The sequence below is a fragment of the Pseudomonas sp. GM49 genome, assembly GCF_000282355.1.
In the GTDB taxonomy this organism is placed as follows: Bacteria; Pseudomonadota; Gammaproteobacteria; order Pseudomonadales; family Pseudomonadaceae; genus Aquipseudomonas.
The window spans coordinates 50321-67527 of the sequence record NZ_AKJL01000038.1; the positions used below are offsets into that span (position 1 = coordinate 50321).

General features: G+C 60.1%; 18 protein-coding genes. 9 read left to right on the plus strand and 9 right to left on the minus strand.

Going from position 1 to position 17207, the window contains the following annotated elements:
• Positions 1–280 precede the first annotated feature (280 nt).
• From PMI29_RS25540 to PMI29_RS25505, 8 genes are all read right to left on the minus strand, one after another.
• The gene (locus PMI29_RS25540; protein WP_007994443.1) at positions 281–1516 is read right to left on the minus strand and encodes a retropepsin-like aspartic protease; all 1236 of its coding nucleotides are present in this window, start codon (positions 1514–1516) and stop codon (positions 281–283) included.
• Positions 1517–1686: 170 nt separating this feature from the next.
• Positions 1687–2253 (minus strand): GNAT family N-acetyltransferase, encoded by a 567-nt coding sequence (locus PMI29_RS25535; RefSeq protein ID WP_007994444.1) that lies wholly within the window; start codon positions 2251–2253, stop codon positions 1687–1689.
• Positions 2254–2365: 112 nt separating this feature from the next.
• Complete coding sequence (gene etfB / locus PMI29_RS25530) at positions 2366–3136, minus strand: electron transfer flavoprotein subunit beta (RefSeq protein ID WP_007985972.1); 771 nt, start codon at positions 3134–3136, stop codon at positions 2366–2368.
• 15 nt (positions 3137–3151) lie between these two features.
• Positions 3152–4372, minus strand: a complete 1221-nt coding sequence (etfA, locus tag PMI29_RS25525; protein WP_007994445.1) for an electron transfer flavoprotein subunit alpha — start codon at positions 4370–4372, stop codon at positions 3152–3154.
• Positions 4372–6315 (minus strand): dimethylglycine demethylation protein DgcB, encoded by a 1944-nt coding sequence (gene dgcB / locus PMI29_RS25520; RefSeq protein WP_007994446.1) that lies wholly within the window; start codon positions 6313–6315, stop codon positions 4372–4374. Before dgcB ends, etfA begins: the two co-directional genes overlap by 1 nt.
• Positions 6316–6488: 173 nt before the next feature.
• Positions 6489–8549 (minus strand): dimethylglycine demethylation protein DgcA, encoded by a 2061-nt coding sequence (gene dgcA / locus PMI29_RS25515; protein WP_007994448.1) that lies wholly within the window; start codon positions 8547–8549, stop codon positions 6489–6491.
• A gap of 15 nt (positions 8550–8564) precedes the next feature.
• Complete coding sequence (locus PMI29_RS25510) at positions 8565–9095, minus strand: DUF5943 domain-containing protein (protein WP_007975505.1); 531 nt, start codon at positions 9093–9095, stop codon at positions 8565–8567.
• A 78-nt stretch (positions 9096–9173) separates the two neighbouring features.
• Complete coding sequence (locus PMI29_RS25505; RefSeq protein WP_033052003.1) at positions 9174–10151, minus strand: dipeptidase; 978 nt, start codon at positions 10149–10151, stop codon at positions 9174–9176.
• Between the two features lie 223 nt (positions 10152–10374).
• Between PMI29_RS25505 and PMI29_RS25500 the strand changes: the two genes are divergently transcribed.
• From PMI29_RS25500 to PMI29_RS25485, 4 genes are all read left to right on the plus strand, one after another.
• On the plus strand, positions 10375–10776 hold the full coding sequence (locus PMI29_RS25500; protein ID WP_007994453.1) for a lysozyme inhibitor LprI family protein: 402 nt from the start codon (positions 10375–10377) through the stop codon (positions 10774–10776).
• Positions 10777–10988: 212 nt separating this feature from the next.
• Positions 10989–11243, plus strand: coding sequence for a type II toxin-antitoxin system RelE family toxin (locus PMI29_RS25495; protein WP_007994454.1), 255 nt, complete (start codon positions 10989–10991; stop codon positions 11241–11243).
• A complete protein-coding gene (locus tag PMI29_RS25490; protein WP_007994456.1) occupies positions 11227–11550 on the plus strand; it encodes a helix-turn-helix domain-containing protein in 324 nt (107 codons plus the stop codon). The genes PMI29_RS25495 and PMI29_RS25490 overlap by 17 nt, the downstream gene beginning before the upstream one ends.
• 33 nt (positions 11551–11583) lie before the next feature.
• The gene (locus PMI29_RS25485; RefSeq protein WP_007994457.1) at positions 11584–12000 is read left to right on the plus strand and encodes a DUF3010 family protein; all 417 of its coding nucleotides are present in this window, start codon (positions 11584–11586) and stop codon (positions 11998–12000) included.
• 49 nt (positions 12001–12049) lie between these two features.
• Here the strand turns inward: PMI29_RS25485 and PMI29_RS25480 are convergent, their stop codons facing one another.
• Positions 12050–12994 carry a GlxA family transcriptional regulator gene (locus PMI29_RS25480; RefSeq protein WP_007994458.1) on the minus strand — a complete coding sequence of 315 codons (945 nt, stop codon included), beginning with the start codon at positions 12992–12994 and terminating at the stop codon, positions 12050–12052.
• A gap of 226 nt (positions 12995–13220) precedes the next feature.
• Between PMI29_RS25480 and choX the strand changes: the two genes are divergently transcribed.
• The 5 genes from choX to PMI29_RS25455 all read left to right on the plus strand — a co-directional run.
• Positions 13221–14165, plus strand: a complete 945-nt coding sequence (choX, locus tag PMI29_RS25475; RefSeq protein WP_007994460.1) for a choline ABC transporter substrate-binding protein — start codon at positions 13221–13223, stop codon at positions 14163–14165.
• Between the two features lie 95 nt (positions 14166–14260).
• On the plus strand, positions 14261–15148 hold the full coding sequence (locus PMI29_RS25470; protein WP_007994462.1) for a 3-keto-5-aminohexanoate cleavage protein: 888 nt from the start codon (positions 14261–14263) through the stop codon (positions 15146–15148).
• 143 nt (positions 15149–15291) lie between these two features.
• On the plus strand, positions 15292–16257 hold the full coding sequence (locus PMI29_RS25465) for an L-carnitine dehydrogenase (RefSeq protein ID WP_007985952.1): 966 nt from the start codon (positions 15292–15294) through the stop codon (positions 16255–16257).
• Positions 16258–16421: 164 nt separating this feature from the next.
• Positions 16422–16898, plus strand: a complete 477-nt coding sequence (locus tag PMI29_RS25460; protein ID WP_007994464.1) for a thioesterase family protein — start codon at positions 16422–16424, stop codon at positions 16896–16898.
• A 13-nt stretch (positions 16899–16911) separates the two neighbouring features.
• The coding region (locus PMI29_RS25455) for a gamma-butyrobetaine hydroxylase-like domain-containing protein (protein WP_007994468.1) at positions 16912–17207 on the plus strand (296 nt) is incomplete at its 3' end.

Consider the following 17207-nt stretch of genomic DNA (forward strand, 5'->3'; position numbering starts at 1 on the left):
TTTTTAACCAAACACCTGAAGAGCACGTTTTATAAGGTCTGTAGCGGTAAGCGAACATCTTATCCACAGAAACGCCAACAGAGATTGGGGGCAAGTCCTTGCTCCCGCATGCACTCATTCAGTGGAAAAGTCGTTCAAAAACCGCAGGTTAAGCTGGGTGTTTTTTGATCTAAGGGCTGTAGCCCCCGATTTGCATGGGCTGTAGCGAGGGGTGAACATGTTATCCACAGAAGCGCTAACAGGGATTGTGGGTAAACACATTGGGGGCGAACTGAAATGGTCAGATCTTGTTAAAACACGACCGCCCCGACTCGATATCCAGATTCAATTCAAAGTCCTTGAATGCGCGCCACCCGAGCAGAATCGAGGGCACGTATCGCCCAAGCACCAACGACGGCGGGATGGTGAAGCCTGGATAGTATTTGTAGTGAATTGCCATGGTATTGCCCGGCAAGGTCAATACGCCTTTGAAGGTCTGGTAGCGCTCTTGAGAGGCGGCGCTGATGGGCGAGCTGCCAGGGGTCAGGGACGCGACGACGTTCATCGGACTGCCCGGCGAAGCCGACGTCAGGTAATCGATATTCCCGGTATCCACAATCGCCAACGTCACCCGGTTGTCCAGCCTCGCGGTGATGGCCAGTCGTTGGTTGATATCCATACGGGTGTAGATAATCGGCGAGTCACAGCGCTCGGAAGGCGCGGCATTGAGCTCCAGCGTTTTCCTGGTGATTTTCAGCCGCCCCAGCTTGCTGATCAAATCCAGCCCCAACAAGTTGTCCCTATCGCTGACAAAGACCAGGACGTTCCTGAATTCGCTTGCTCCTACTTTTATGGATTCAAGAATCCCGAGCCTGGCAGACACGTCACGTTCACCATAAAAAGTGCTGTAGGCATAGTGCGAGTCGGTTAGCAGCTTGACCCCCATCAGTTTCGCAGTTTCGTTGTTGACTCGGGTTTGCGGCGCGCCCGTATCGAGAATGAAACGTGAGGAATGACCATTTGCCGCGCTGACATCAATGAATGGCAGCACCTCTTTGGCGATGAGAAACTCACTGGAATAAGGATGAATCGCAAGCACTTCTCGCTGCCTGGTTCTTTTCACAGAGAAATCGTCGATGGCTCTCAGGGTCGAGAGAGATTCGTTGCCGAACATTGAAAACAATGCTTTCAGCTCCGGATCCCTTTCGATCGCCAGAGCGTGTTTACGCTTGATTGCCAGATAATATTCGGGGAGCTGATTTGCGGCTTTGACCTCGAATATTCTGGCTAGAACCGACACAGAGCAACTGAGGTTTTCAGCAGCATCCAGCACTTTCTCGCACTGCTGCCTCAGCTGCACCAGAGACGCTTTCTGCCCCTGCTCAGACTCCATCCACTGATAGAAATCCGCAACGCCATCGGCACGTGCCGCGGGAGCTTTTGTCTGGATGGCAGACATCAATCCCGAAGACAGACACATGGCCGATGCAAAGAGCATCAAGGCCCGACCGCAAGCGTTCATATACAACCCATTCATAAAAGCCAGGTTTTATGAGTAAGCGCTGAACGTCAGATAGCTCCCGAAATCGTGCTGCACCCTTAAACAGCGCATAGAAAACTGTAGTTCAACGGGCTGGGGTACGCAGGGTGACAAAGGTTATCCATGGAGTTGTGGATAACCGTCGTTTGCACTTTCACGCGGCAGGATCAGGGCCTGTGCATAAGATAGGCTTCACCGGTGACGCGGATCATTGGATGAGGGGTGACCTGGCAGGTTTTGATGATCCCGAAACCGTGCCGCTCGTAAAAGCGCCGGGCGCCAGTGTTGGCGGCATAGTCGATCAGGCTCAGGCCATTGAGCCCCAGTCGGTCGGCACGTTCTTGAGCATGGGCGAGAAACTGCACGCCCAGCCCCCGATTGCGCCAGCCTTCATGCAGGGCCAGGCTGGAGATGTACAGAGTATCGGGCACCTCCATGTCGGCGTAAGGCGCCAGTACCGGATCGGTCGTCGGCTCCGCCAGTGGATCGTGACGCATCACGTAGCTGTGCATCATGCCAATGACCTGGCCACCGGCCTCGGCAATCAGGCAGTTCTGGTAGGAAAAATCCACGTCGTCGCGGGCATACCGAATGGCACCGACATCCAGTAATGCCTGGCCGGGTTCGGCCAGTTGGCTCCAGATGTAATCCGAAGCGCCTTCCGACGAAATTTGAAACAGGCGAGCAATCTCACGCACATCGCCGCGCGTGGCCAAACGAAACAGCACTTCCATTTAATTGAACTCCACAGGGCTTTGAGCGCCCGATTTAACGCGAGCGCTTGAGACGCGACAACGCAGCGACGGCACGGTTGTTTGTCCGGTTGTTGCGGCTTGCAGCGCAGCCCTAGCGAACCACACCTTCCTCAATCAGCAACTTCAGAATCGCCTCGGCCCCGGCCTGGGCCGTCACGCCCTTGAGCACCTGCCCGCCTCCGCCACTGGCCTTGGCCGTCGCGGCTTTCATGCGGTCGGCACCGCTCTTGGCCTTGATCACCTTCAGGCGCTTGGGTCGTGGCTTGGCCGGTTGCAGACTGGCGACCGCGAGCAGTTCATCGTCGATGACTTCAACTTCCTGCGCTTGCAGCACGCCGCGTCGGGCCGGGCCATAGGCACTCTGCCGAGGCTTGGGTGCAGCATTATCCACCGTCGCCAGAAACGGCAGGCGCACCTTCAGCCGACGACGTTGACCGCGCGGCAAGGCTTGCAACACCAGCGCCGAACTGCCATCGATGGACTCGACCTGCGCCAGCCCCACCACCAACGGCCAGCCCAGGCTTTCCGCCAGCAGAAACGGCAACATGCCAGAGCCTTCACCGGTTTCCGCCTGGCTGCCAGTCAACACCACCTGAGCACCGGCATCGCGCAGATACTCGGTCAGTGCCGGTAGCGCGTCGGCGCCTTGCGGTTGCTCCAGCACATGCAGTTGCTCAAGTCCCATGCCCAGGTAAGCGCGCAATGCAGGCTCGGCAATGTCGCCGGCATGCAGCACTTGCAGGTTATCCCCAGCCAGTTGCAGGCCCAGTTCTACTGCCCGTGCATCCTGTTCCGCGCGACGCGGCCGACCGGACGTCGGGTGGGCGCCGATGGACACCAGGCTGATGATTTTCGTGCTCATAACCCTTTCCTTCCCTTAAGCCGCATCGCGCTTGGCGTCGTTGCGGTAAGCCTCTACCGCCTCGATCAAGGCTTGAAGAATCTCCGCACTCTCGCCGATCACCGAGAGGTCCGCGCGCTTGATCATGTCGCAGCCAGGGTCGAGGTTGATCGCCACCACCTTGTCGCAGGCACCAATGCCTTGCAGGTGCTGGATCGCTCCGGAAATCCCCACCGCCACATAGACCCGTGCGGTAACCCAGGTGCCGGATGCCCCGACCTGACGGTCGCGAGCCATGAAGCCATCGTCCACTGCCACCCGCGATGCGCCTTCGGTCGCGCCGAGGGCTTCTGCTGTCCTGTGGAAAAGTCCCCAATCCTTGACCCCGTTGCCGCCGGAGAAAATGAACTCGGCTTCGGCCATGGGAATTGCTGCCGGATCGACGGCCACCGCGCCCAGATCTTCGATCCGCGACAGGCTGCGCGCCACGGTTGTGGATAACTCCACAGGCAGCGCTTCGTGACGGGTTTCGCTGACAGGTTCAGCGCACTCGGCAGCCGCCAGAATCAATCGCGCCAGCGGACGGGCAAGGTCTTGCAGACCCGCGCCGGCGCGGCCGATGCACTCCTGATCCTTGACTTGCCAGACCCGCGTGGCCGGGCGTTCGCCCAGTGCCGCGGCAAAACGCCGGCCGAGTTCGCCACCGCCACTGCGGCTGTCCGGCAGCAACCAGTGACGCGGGCTGAACTGGTTATCCACAGCCCGCAGGCCCTGGACCCGTTGTTCCGGTGCATAACCGTTGAATTCTTCGCCATCCAGCACCAGCAGGCGGTCGACGCCCGCCGTGGCAAACGCGTTTTCCTTGTGCTCACCGAACACCACCGCCAGCACCGCGCCGTCCTTGCCGGCCAGTTGATGGGCAAGGCCCAGCAAGTCGCGATCGTGACTGCTCAAGCGACCACCGACCATGTCCGGCACCACGCTGATGTAAAACGCCGGCGCGGCCACCTGATGCAATGGCAATTGCACTTCGACAGCGGCTGAACGCTTAGTCGCCCCGCCCTGCTGTGCGCCGCTGCGGTCGATGCGCTTGATGCCGTTGGGGCCGATAAAGCCAATGCCATGGGGATTCTTGCGGATGACGCCGTTCGGCCCCATCCAGCTGTGTTGCGCCGGCTGCATGGCCGCGTGCAGCGGATGCAGACGGTTGCGGGCGATCCATTCGGCCCGGGGGTCGCGGCGGATAATGTCGCTCATCAGTGGGCCTCCGCAGGTTCGCGCTTGGCGGGTGTCTTGGCGGGCGCGGCGTCGTCGAGCAGCGCGTCTGCCACCAGTTCGGCAATGTCCTTGATCAGCGGCCGGGGTTCGACCACGCCTTCGAGCATCGCCGTGCATTGTGGACAACCCACGGCCACCAGTTCGGCACCGGTCTCGCGGATGTCTTCCATGCGCATGTCGGGAATGCGTTGCTTGCCGGGAATGTCGGTGATCGGTGCGCCGCCACCACCGCCGCAGCAGCGCGAGCGGAAGCCGGAACGTTGCATCTCTTTCACTTCGATCCCGAGGGCGCGCAGTACCTCACGCGGTGCCTCGTATTCGCCGTTGTAGCGACCGAGGTAGCACGGGTCGTGGTAGGTCACGCTGTCGCCTTTGTGCTGACCGAGGTTCAGCGCGCCGGCCTGGATGATTTCCGCCATGTAGGTGCTGTGGTGCTGCACCAGGTAGTTGCCATCAAACGCGCCGTACTCGTTTTTCAGCACGTGGAAGCTGTGCGGATCGCAGGTGACGATGCGGTTGAAGCTGTACTTGGCCAGGGTCTGGATGTTGCGCTTGGCCAACAGCTGGAAGGTTGCTTCGTCGCCCAGGCGCCGCGCCACGTCACCGCTGTCGCGTTCTTCGAGGCCGAGCACGGCGAAGTCGATTTTCGCCGCCTTGAGCACTTTGACGAAGGCGCGCAGGGTGCGCTGGTTGCGCATGTCGAAGGCGCCGTCGCCAACCCAGAACAGCACGTCAGTGGATTTCTTTTCGCTGAGCAGGTTGAGGTTCAAGTCTGCCGCCCAGTTCATCCGCCCGCCTGGCGCGAAGCCGCCCGGGTTGTCAGTGGCGATCAGGTTTTCCAGGACTTCCGCGCCTTTGTTCGGCGTGGCGCCCTTTTCCAGGGTCAGATGACGGCGCATGTCGACGATGGCATCGACGTGCTCGATCATCATCGGGCATTCCTCGACGCAGGCGCGGCAGGTGGTGCACGACCACAGGGTTTCAGCGTCCACCAGACCGTTGACGATCGGTTGATGCGGATTACCGGCGTGCTCACCGATGGCCTTGCCCGGATACGGACTGCCGGCGAACTTCGCATCGGTGCCACCGGCCAGGCCGACGACCATGTCCTGAATCAGTTTTTTCGGGTTCAGCGGCTGGCCGGCGGCAAACGCCGGGCACGCTGCTTCGCATTTACCGCACTGCACGCAGGCATCGAAACCGAGCAACTGGTTCCAGGTGAAATCCTTGGGTTTTTCCACACCCAGTGGCGCAGCCAGGTCGCTAAGATCCAGCGGCTTCAAGCCAGTGGAACGGCCGCCACCGAAGCGCTCGGCGCGACGGTGCCAGGCCAGGTGCAAGGCACCGGCAAAGGCGTGCTTCATCGGCCCACCCCAGGTCATGCCGAGGAACAGTTCCGACACGCCCCACAACACACCAACCCCGAGAATCGCCGCCAACAGCCAGCCACCGAAGTTTTCCGGGAGGATGCCCGCCACCGGCAGGGTCACCAGGAAGAACGAGGCCGAGAACGCCAGCAGGCTTTTCGGCAGGCGCATCCACGGGCCTTTCGACAGGCGCGCCGGCGGATTGCGCCGACGCAGGTAAACAAAGATCGCGCCGACGAACATGACCGCCGTCATCAGCAGCAGCGCATAGCCGAGGAAACGGTTATGCAGGCCGAAACCATGTACCAGAATCGCCAGCACGATGGACGCCACCGCACCGCCAGCCGTGGCGACGTGGGTATTGGCAATGTATTTGTCCCGCGCCACCACATGGTGCAAGTCGACCATGTAGCGCTTGGGCATGGCGAACAGGCCACCGATCAGGTCGACTTTCGAAGCCCGGCCTCGGCGCCACATGGCCACCCGCCGCAACGCGCCCAGGACACCAAGGCCCAGAGCAGCGAACAACAGGATTGGAAGAAGGGTGTTCAACATGGTGGAGCTCCCAAAGACCTCGGGCTTAACTACCTGGATGCCTTGCTCGATCCTCTGTAGGAGCGAGCTTGCTCGCGATGGGCGTTAACGATGACGCGTGCGGTCTGGAGAAACGCGGCGCCTTCAAATCCATCGCGAGCGAGCTCGCTCCTACAGGGGTTGTCCACAAGCTCTTAGAAATCCTTGCACAACCGCAGCGCGTCGTAGATCGCCGCGTGTACGTTACGCTGGGCCACGCAGTCGCCGATGCGGAAAAGCAGGTAGCCGTCGCCGCTCTGTTCCAGGCATGGCTGCGGCTTGATCGCGAACAAGGCTTCGACGTCGATCTGGCCTTTGTTACGCGAGCCTTCCTTCAGCGCGTAGTAGATTTCTTCGTCCGGGCGCACGCCGTTTTCAACGACCACCTGGTCCACCACCCGCTCCTCTTTGGCGCCGGTGTATTCGTTTTCCAGCACCGCCACCAGCTTGTCGCCTTCGCGGTAGACCTTCTCCAGCATCATGTCGCCGGTCATGATCACTTCTTTCGGATACATGCTGCGGTAGTAAGTCGGGAACGACGTACCGCCAATCGCCACGCCAGGCTTGATGTCGTCGGTGACGATCTCGACCTGACTGCCCTTGTCGGCAATGAAGTCGGCGGTCGACATGCCGGTGAATTCGCAAATGGTGTCGTAGACCAGTACGTTCTTGCCCGGCGCTACCTTGCCATCGAGAATGTCCCAGCTGCTGACCACCAGACCTTCAGCCGCGCCCCAATGCTCGTTCTGCTCGATGAACGGATGACCGCCGACCGCCAGCACCACCACATCCGGACGCAGGTCCATGATGGTCGGCGCATCCGCCGCGGTGCCCAGGCGCAGGTCGACTTTCAACCGTGCCAGTTCCAGCTGATACCAGCGGGTGATACCGGCGATCTGGTCACGCTGCGGCGCTTTCGACGCCGTGGTGATCTGCCCACCGATGAATTCCTTCTTCTCGAACAGGGTCACGTCGTGACCACGCTCGGCGGCCACACGAGCGGCTTCCATCCCCGCCGGGCCGGCACCGACCACCACCACCTTGCGTTTTTTACCGGTGGTTTTCTCGATGATGTGCGGCACGCCCATGTATTCACGGGAGGTCGCAGCGTTCTGGATGCACAGCACGTCCAGGCCCTGGTACTGACGGTCGATGCAGTAGTTGGCGCCGACGCACTGCTTGATCTGGTCGACCTGGCCCATCTTGATCTTGGCGATCAGGTGCGGGTCGGCGATGTGCGCGCGGGTCATGCCGACCATGTCGACGTAGCCGCCTTCCAGAATACGGGTCGCCTGGTTCGGGTCCTTGATGTTCTGCGCGTGCAGCACGGGAACCTTGACCACTTCCTTGATACCGGCCGCCAGGTGCAGGAACGGCTCCGGTGGATAACTCATGTTCGGAATCACGTTGGCCAGGGTGTTGTGGGTGTCGCAACCCGAACCCACGACGCCGATGAAATCGAGCATGCCAGTGTCGTCGTAATACTTGGCGATCTGCTTCATGTCCTCGTGGGACAGGCCATCGGGGTGAAATTCGTCACCGCAGATACGCATGCCCACGCAGAAATCGTCACCGACCTCGGCGCGCACGGCCTTGAGCACTTCCAGACCGAACTTCATGCGGCCTTCGAAGGTGCCGCCCCATTCGTCGGTACGCTTGTTGACCCGAGGGCTCCAGAACTGGTCGATCATGTGCTGGTGCACGGCCGACAGTTCGACGCCGTCCAGTCCACCGGCCTTGGCGCGACGCGCAGCTTGCGCGTAGTTGCCGATCACCCGCCAGATTTCCTCCGGCTCGATGGTTTTGCAGGTGGCGCGGTGCACCGGTTCACGAATGCCGGACGGCGACATCAGCGTCGGCCAGTTGAAGCCGTCCCAACGGGAGCGACGGCCCATGTGGGTAATCTGGATCATGATCTTGGCGCCGTGCTTGTGCATGGCGTCGGCCAGATTCTGGAAGTGCGGAATGATGCGATCGGTGGACAGGTTCACCGAGCTCCACCATTCCTGCGGGCTGTCGATGGCGACTACGGACGAACCCCCGCAAATCGCCAGGCCGATCCCGCCCTTGGCTTTCTCTTCGTAGTACTTGACGTACCGATCGGTGGTCATGCCGCCGTCGGTCGCATAAACCTCGGCGTGCGCGGTGCTGAGCACGCGGTTACGGATGGTCAGTTTGCCGATCTGGATCGGCTGGAACATTGCTTCGAAAGCCATGGCGGGTTCCTCGACTTACAACGGCTTGACGATAAACAAGCCGTCTTCGTGGCCCTCTTCGGAGCCACCGTAGACTTGCTCGGCCACGGTGCGGATCTTGCTGCCGCGAGCGGCGAGAATCTGATCCATCGCACCGGCAAACCAACCGGTGAACATGTAGTCGACCTTGCGCCCGACCTTGCCGTAGACGTAGACGAACGCCGAGTGCTCGAGCTTGACGCTGGCGGTGCCTTTGTCGAGGTCGATGTCCTGGATCTTGAACAGGCCCCAGCCGCGCTGCGACAGGCGCTTCATGTAGTGCTCGAACACCGCGACGCCTTCCAGGCCGTGGCATTCGGCCTCTTTTTCACACCAGTGCCAGGCGGACTTGTAGCCGGCCTTGTAGAGGATTTCGGCATAGGCCTCAGCGCCCAGCACTTCCTCGATGCCCATGTGGTTGTTGACGAAGAAATGGCGCGGCACATACAGCATCGGCAGGGCGTCGGAGGTCCAGACACCGGTTTCGCTGTCGACTTCGATTGGCAATTGCGGGGCGATCTTGGCCATGGAAACTTAACTCCAGAAAATTCGTTGTGTTGCCCGCTGCACGGACGGCAGCGGGAAAGGATTCAGAGGTGTGGCGGCTTATTCGCCCCAGACATCTTTCAGGACGTTTACCCAGTTCTCGCCCATGATCTTGCGTACCACGCGCTCGGAATGGCCGCGCTTGAGCAGGGTCTCGGTCAGGTTCGGGAACTCGCCCACGGTGCGGATGCCCAGCGGGTTGATGATCTTGCCGAAGCTGGTCAGGCGGCGGGCGTAGCCCTTGTCGTGGGTCAGGTATTCGAAGAAGTCCTGGCCATGGCCCTGGGTGAAGTCAGTGCCGATGCCGATGGCGTCTTCGCCGACGATGTTCATCACGTACTCGATGGCTTCGGCGTAGTCGTCGATGGTCGAATCGATGCCCTTGGCCAGGAACGGAGCGAACATGGTCACGCCGACAAAACCGCCGTGGTCGGCAATGAACTTGAGTTCTTCATCGGATTTGTTGCGCGGGTGCTCCTTGAGCCCCGACGGCAGGCAGTGGGAGTAGCAGACCGGCTTCTTCGATTCGAGGATGACTTCTTCGGAAGTCTTGGAGCCAACGTGGGACAGGTCGCACATCACGCCTACCCGGTTCATCTCGGCGACGATTTCGCGACCGAAGCCCGACAGGCCGCCATCACGCTCGTAGCAACCGGTACCCACCAGGTTCTGGGTGTTGTAGCACATCTGCACGATGCCAACGCCGAGCTGCTTGAACACCTCGACATAGCCGATCTGGTCTTCATAGGCGTGGGCATTCTGGAAGCCGAAGAGGATGCCGGTCTTGCCCAGTTCCTTGGCCTTGCGGATGTCGGCGGTAGTGCGCACCGGCATCACCAGGTCGCTGTTCTCGCGGATCAGCTTCTGGCTCGCGGCAATGTTGTTGACGGTGGCCTGAAAGCCCTCCCACACCGACACGGTGCAGTTGGCCGCGGTCAAACCGCCCTTGCGCATGTCTTCGAACAGTTCACGGTTCCACTTGGCAATAATCAGCCCGTCGATAACGATGCTGTCGGCGTGCAATTCGGCTGGGCTCATCAGGCTGTCCCCTATTAGCGATTCATGCGCCGAATCGTCTGCCGGCGCTTTGGGGCCAGCATATGCCTCGGTGCCCAAGCAGCCGGGTGCAAAAACGACAGGGGGTTTGCCGAAAGCGTCAATCCGCGACAAAGGGTCGTCTTCAGCCACGATCGCCTCCCTGTTCAAGGCCATCGGCTTGGGCCAGAATTCGCCGCATCACTGGAATAGAGCGGCGACCTGAATGAAATCCATCCTTCTGGCTTTGGCATTGATTGCGACCGGCGTACACGCAGCGCAGGAGTCCGACGACAACCCGTGCGACAAAGTCGAAAACGACGTCCAGACCCTCGAGTGCTCGGCCTTCAGCAAAACCACCGCCGAAGACCTGCTCAAGGAAAACCTGCTGGGCCTGACCGAGCGCATGCAGTCGCAATACGGCAAAAACCCGTCGCAACTGGCCGACATCACCGCCAAGCTCAAGGCCGCGCAACAGCAATGGTTGAAGACCCGGGATGCCGACTGCGCCGTGGAGGCCTTCCCGGCCACGAGTGGCAGCAAGGCATTCACCATTGCCCAGAACGATTGCATCGCGCGGATGAGTGACGAGCGGTCGGAGTTTTTGGAGTCGATTGGGCAGGAATAATCCTGAATATTCCGGTGAAAGCTGGAACTGCATCCAGCTTTCAACAGCACTTTCCCTTCTTCCTACAACAAGTTCTGACCCCGCCTACACGTATTGCCTGGAAGCCCCAATCTGTGGGCTTTTCACGCAACATGCTGACAATTGTTGTTGATTGTTCACCTGAAAAATATAAGTAAAGATTCGCAAATCTTATAAAAGACTTATATCCTTCCATGAACAGCATCCACTGGACTCGAAAGGCCGTTAAGCAACTCTTGAGGTTGCATTCCGTTCATCAGGGCCAGGTTCGTGATGCCATCACGGCGCTGGCAGGCATGCCCGATGTAGGCAATGTCAAAGCACTGGTCGGCCATGACTACGCTTATCGGCTGCGTGTCGGTAACTACCGGGTCATGTTTGATTGGGATGGCTCGATCAAAGTGGTCAGTATTCAAGAGGTCAAAAAACGCGATGAACGCACCTACTGACATCCAAATCATCAACGACGCCGAAGGCAATCCCGCCTTCGTAGTCATTCCCTATGCACAATACGTGGCGCAGAAAATCGAACCAGACTTGATCCCCCATGAGGTGGTGAGCCGTATCGTCGATGGCGCCACTCCCATCCGCGCATGGCGCGAACACTTGAACCTTACCCAGGATGAAGTGGCCAAACGCATGGGTATTTCTCAACCCGCTTTCGCCCAACAGGAAACAGTCGCCAAGCCCCGTAAAGCCACTCGCGAAAAAATCGCTTTGGCGTTTGGCATCACTGCCAATCAGCTTGAGCTGTAAGCTGCTTACCTTCTGTCACTAATGGGATTCAATATGAAAGTCTGCGGTATCGAAATCAAAGGCAGCGAAGCGATCATTGCCGTGGCGTCCCTAGACGGTTCGACGCTGAACCATGTCGCACTCGCCACCAAGAAAATCGCCCTGGAGGATGACGACGAAGCTGCCAATGTCAAAGTGTTCGCCGCACAGGTCGCCTCGTTTGTCCGTGAGAACTCCATCGACCGCATCGCGATAAAGAAACGCAGCAAGAAAGGCGAATTCGCCGGCGGGCCGACCACGTTCAAGATCGAAGGGGTTTTCCAGCTGCTGGAGAATTGCGAGGTGACCTTGCTGTCGCCGCAGACCATCAATGCCCAGACCAAAAAGCACAATTTCGAACTGCCGGGAGCGCTGAACAAGTATCAGCATGAGGCTTACAAGGCGGCGTGTTCGGCATTGATGAAGAAGTAACCCTCTCTCCAGACGCCAAAGATCAAATGTGTTTAGCCTCAAAACTCAATCAGGCTTTGGCGGTACGCCGATCCTCCCGCGGGCACCGCGCATATTTCGCCCGATAACTGCGGGTGAAATACGACGGCGATTCAAACCCGCAGGCAATGCTCACCTCCAGCACACTCATGTCGGTCTGACGCAGCAACTGCCGCGCTTTTTCCAACCGTAACCGCAGGTAGAAATTGCTCGGTGTGTCGTTCAAGTACAGGCGAAACAGGCGCTCCAGCTGCCGCCGCGTCACCTTGATCGATTCCGCCAGTTCCAGAGTACTGAGCGGCGGTTCGCTGTGCTGCTCCATCTCGCCAATCACATGCACCAGTTTCTTGTTGCTGATGCCGTAACGCGTGGCGACTTCCATGCGTTGGTGGTCTTTGCGCGGGCGGATGCGGCCGAGCACGAATTGCTCACTGACCTGGATCGCCAGCTCGGGACCGTGGGCCTGGGCGATCAGATCCAGCATCAGGTCAATGGAAGCGGTGCCGCCGGCGGAGGTGATGCGTCGGCGGTCGATCTCGAACAATTCCTGGGTGACGCTGAGCTGTGGATAGGATTCCTTGAAGGCGTCGATGGCTTCCCAGTGCAGGGTCAGGCGATGGCCGTCGAGCAAACCCGCCTCGGCGAGGATGAAGCTGCCGGTGTCGATGGCGCCGAGGGTCACGCCTTCGTTGTCCAGGCGACGCAGCCAGTGTTCCAGCGCCGGGGTGGCGAATTTCAGGGGTTCGAAACCGGCGACCACCAGCAGCGTCGCGCCTTTTTTCAACGGTTCCAGCGCTGCATCGGCGTTGACCGACATGCCGTTACTGGCCAGCACTGCCCCGCCGTCAGCACTCAACACATGCCAGCGATAAAGCTCGCCGCGAAAGCGATTGGCGACCCGCAACGGCTCGATGGCCGAGATAAATCCGATGGCCGAGAAACCCGGCATCAACAAGAAGTAGAAATCCTGGGACATGGAGCGCACTCGCTTAGCAGGTAACAAGAGGCCAGGTAACGAGAGGGCGGGCAGCGTAGGGATGTTGATACGCCACTTGCGAGCGGCATACAAGAGCACAGGTCGCTGCAGTGCAAGAGCTGGTCGCCGCAGTGCGCTTTCACGGCCGCTTAGCTGCGTAACTTGGCATCACCGGCGCACAAAGACGACCGGACCCACAATAATGAAACTGCCGAGGAACCTGAGAATGAAACGACTGATCAGCAGCTGTGTTCTTGCACTCAGTGGTACCGCTTTGCTGAGTGCCAGTGTCATGGCCGCCGAACCCGCCGCATGCCAGAACGTGCGCATGGGTGTGGTGAACTGGACCGACGTGATCGCGACCAGTGCCATGACCCAGGTATTGCTCGATGGCCTCGGCTACAGCACTAAACAAACCAGCGCCTCCCAGCAAATCATCTTCGCCGGGATCCGCGACCAGCGTCTGGATCTGTTCCTCGGCTACTGGAACCCGCTGATGACCCAGACCATCACTCCGTTCGTCGACGCCAACCAGGTCAAGGTGCTTGAAGCGCCAAGCCTGCAAGACGCCCGCGCGACCCTCGCCGTGCCGACCTACCTCGCCGACAAGGGCCTGAAAACCTTCGCTGACATCGCCAAATTCGAAAAAGAACTGGGCGGCAAGATCTACGGCATCGAGCCCGGCTCGGGCGCCAACACCCAGATCAAGGCGATGATCGCCAAGAACCAGTTCGGCCTCGGCAAGTTCCAGCTGGTCGAATCCAGCGAAGCCGGCATGCTCGCCGCTGTGGATCGCGCCGTGCGTCGCAACGAAGCCGTGGTGTTCTTCGGCTGGGCGCCGCACCCGATGAACGTCAACGTGAAAATGACCTACCTCACCGGCAGTGAAAACGCCCTTGGGCCGGACGAAGGCAAGGCCACGGTATGGACCGTCACCGCGCCGACATACGCCGAACAATGCCCGAACATCGGTCGTTTGCTGACCAACCTGACCTTCACCGCCGAAGACGAGAGCCGGATGATGCAGCCGCTGCTGGATCACAAGGACGCTTTCGAGTCGGCCAAGCAATGGATCAAGGATCACCCGCAGGACAAAAAACGCTGGCTTGAAGGCGTCACCACCTTCGATGGCAAACCGGCCGCTGAAAACCTGAAACTGACCAGTAAATAAACCCGAACGAACCACCGTCTCGCAGCCCCGACGGGCTGCGAACGGGACCATCACGCCCGGCCAAAACCCAAAACTCGCCTGTAAGGAACCGCCAAATGAACCACGACGTCATCATCACCTGCGCACTCACCGGTGCTGGCGACACGACCGCCAAGAGCCCACACGTGCCGGTCACCCCGAAACAAATCGCCGCGGCCGCCGTGGAAGCCGCCAAGGCCGGCGCCACCGTGGTGCACTGCCATGTGCGCGACCCGCAAACCGGCAAGTTCAGCCGTGACGTGGCGCTGTACCGCGAAGTGATGGAGCGCATCCGCGAGGCGGACGTCGACATCATCGTCAACCTCACTGCCGGCATGGGCGGCGACCTGGAGATCGGTGCCGGCGAAAATCCGATGGAATTCGGTCCGAATACCGACCTGGTCGGCCCGCTGACCCGCCTGGCCCACGTCGAAGAACTGCTGCCGGAAATCTGCACCCTCGATTGCGGCACCCTGAACTTCGGCGACGGCGACACCATTTACGTGTCCACCCCGGCGCAGTTGCGTGCTGGCGCCAAACGCATTCAAGAACTGGGCGTAAAGGCCGAGCTGGAAATCTTCGACACCGGCCACCTGTGGTTCGCCAAGCAGATGATCAAGGAAGGCCTGCTCGATAACCCGTTGTTCCAGCTGTGCCTGGGCATCCCTTGGGGCGCGCCGGCGGACACCACCACCATGAAAGCCATGGTCGACAACCTGCCCGCCGACGCAGTCTGGGCCGGCTTCGGTATCGGTCGCATGCAGATGCCGATGGCTGCGCAAGCGGTGTTACTCGGCGGCAACGTGCGGGTCGGCCTGGAAGACAACCTGTGGCTGGACAAGGGCGTGTTGGCGACCAACGGCCAACTGGTCGAACGCGCCACGGAAATCCTCAGCCGCCTCGGTGCCCGGGTGCTGACCCCGGCTGAGGGCCGGGCAAAAATGGGCCTGACCAAGCGCGGCTAATTCACAACAACTTTCCCCCTGTGGGAGCGAGCTTGCTCGCGATGACGTCGGTACATCCGAAGCATCATCTGCGGCAGGAATACCGCCATCGCGAGCAAGCTCGCTCCCACAGTTTTTTTCCGAGCCAAATTCAGGAATTGACCATGAGCTTCATCACCGAAATCAAAACCTTCGCCGCCCTGGGCAGCGGTGTCATCGGCAGCGGTTGGGTGTCCCGCGCCCTCGCCCATGGCCTGGATGTCGTGGCCTGGGACCCGGCACCCGGCGCTGAAGCAGCCCTGCGCAAACGCGTTGCAAATGCCTGGGGCGCCCTGGAGAAACAAGGCCTGGCCCCCGGCGCTTCGCAGGATCGCCTGCGCTTTGTCGCGACCATTGAAGAGTGTGTGCGCGATGCCGATTTCATCCAGGAAAGCGCCCCGGAACGACTGGAGCTGAAACTGGAACTGCACAGCAAAATCAGCGCGGCGGCCAAGCCCAATGCGTTGATCGGTTCCAGCACCTCCGGCCTGTTGCCGAGTGAATTCTACGAAAGCTCCACGCACCCGGAACGCTGCGTGGTCGGTCACCCGTTCAACCCGGTTTACCTGTTGCCATTGGTGGAAGTGGTCGGTGGCAAAAACACGGCCCCTGAAGCGGTGCAAGCCGCGATGAAAGTCTATGAATCCTTAGGCATGCGCCCACTGCACGTGCGCAAGGAAGTACCGGGCTTCATCGCCGACCGCCTGCTCGAAGCGCTATGGCGTGAGGCGCTGCACCTGGTCAACGACGGCGTGGCGACCACTGGCGAGATCGACGATGCAATCCGCTTCGGCGCGGGCTTGCGCTGGTCGTTCATGGGTACGTTCCTGACCTACACCCTCGCCGGTGGCGATGCTGGCATGCGTCACTTCATGGCCCAGTTCGGTCCGGCACTGCAATTGCCATGGACCTACCTGCCGGCGCCGGAGCTGACCGACAAACTGATCGATGACGTGGTCGATGGCACCAGCGATCAACTGGGTAAGCACAGCATTTCGGCGCTGGAGCGCTATCGTGATGACTGCCTGCTGGCGGTGCTGGAAGCGGTGAAGACCACCAAAGAGAAACATGGGATGGCCTTCAGCGAGTAACCCAAAGCTGCGGGGCCAGCAGGGCTGGCCCCATCGCGAGCAAGCTCGCTCCCACAGGGGATCTGCTGAGTGACATTGATTGTATTCACACCTCAAGTCACTGTGGGAGCGAGCTTGCTCGCGATAGCGGCAGCCCAGTCACCATTAATGTTGGAACTAACTTCATGCCCACCCTCACCACCTACCAAACCACCATCATCCCCGACTGGGTCGACTACAACGGCCACCTGCGCGACGCCTTCTACCTGCTGATTTTCAGCTACGCCACCGACGCCCTGATGGATCGCCTGGGACTCGACAGCAACAGCCGCGAGGCCAGCGGCAATTCGCTGTTCACCCTCGAACTGCACCTGAACTACCTGCACGAAGTAAAGCTCGACGCCCAAGTCGAAGTGCGCACCCAAATCATCGCCCACGACAGCAAGCGCGTGCACCTCTATCACAGCCTCCATCTGGTCGGTGATGACCAGGCGCTGGCGGGCAATGAACAGATGCTGCTGCACGTTGATCTCGCCGGGCCGCGTTCGGCACCGTTCAGCGACCTGTCCTTGAGCCGGCTGCAAGCCATCGTCACCGAACAGGCGGACCTGCCCACGCCCGAGTACATTGGCCGAGTGATCGCATTACCCCCAAAAAAATAACAAGGAGATCGCCATGAACACCGCCGCTGCATTTGCCGACTTTCGTACCTATCCATTGATCAGTGCGCTGACCGGCGTGCAGACCTTGGTGGACCGTGTTCTGGTGAAGTGGGCCGACGATCGCGTCAGCCCTTTCCACCATCAATGGCTGCGGGATAACTGCCCGTGCCCGCAATGCGTCTACACCGCGACCCGCGAGCAAGTGCTGGAAATCATCGATGTGGCTCAAGACCTGATGCCCGATAACGCCCGTATCGACAGCGATGGCTGCCTGGCGGTGGATTGGCAGGACGGCCACTGCAGCCGCTT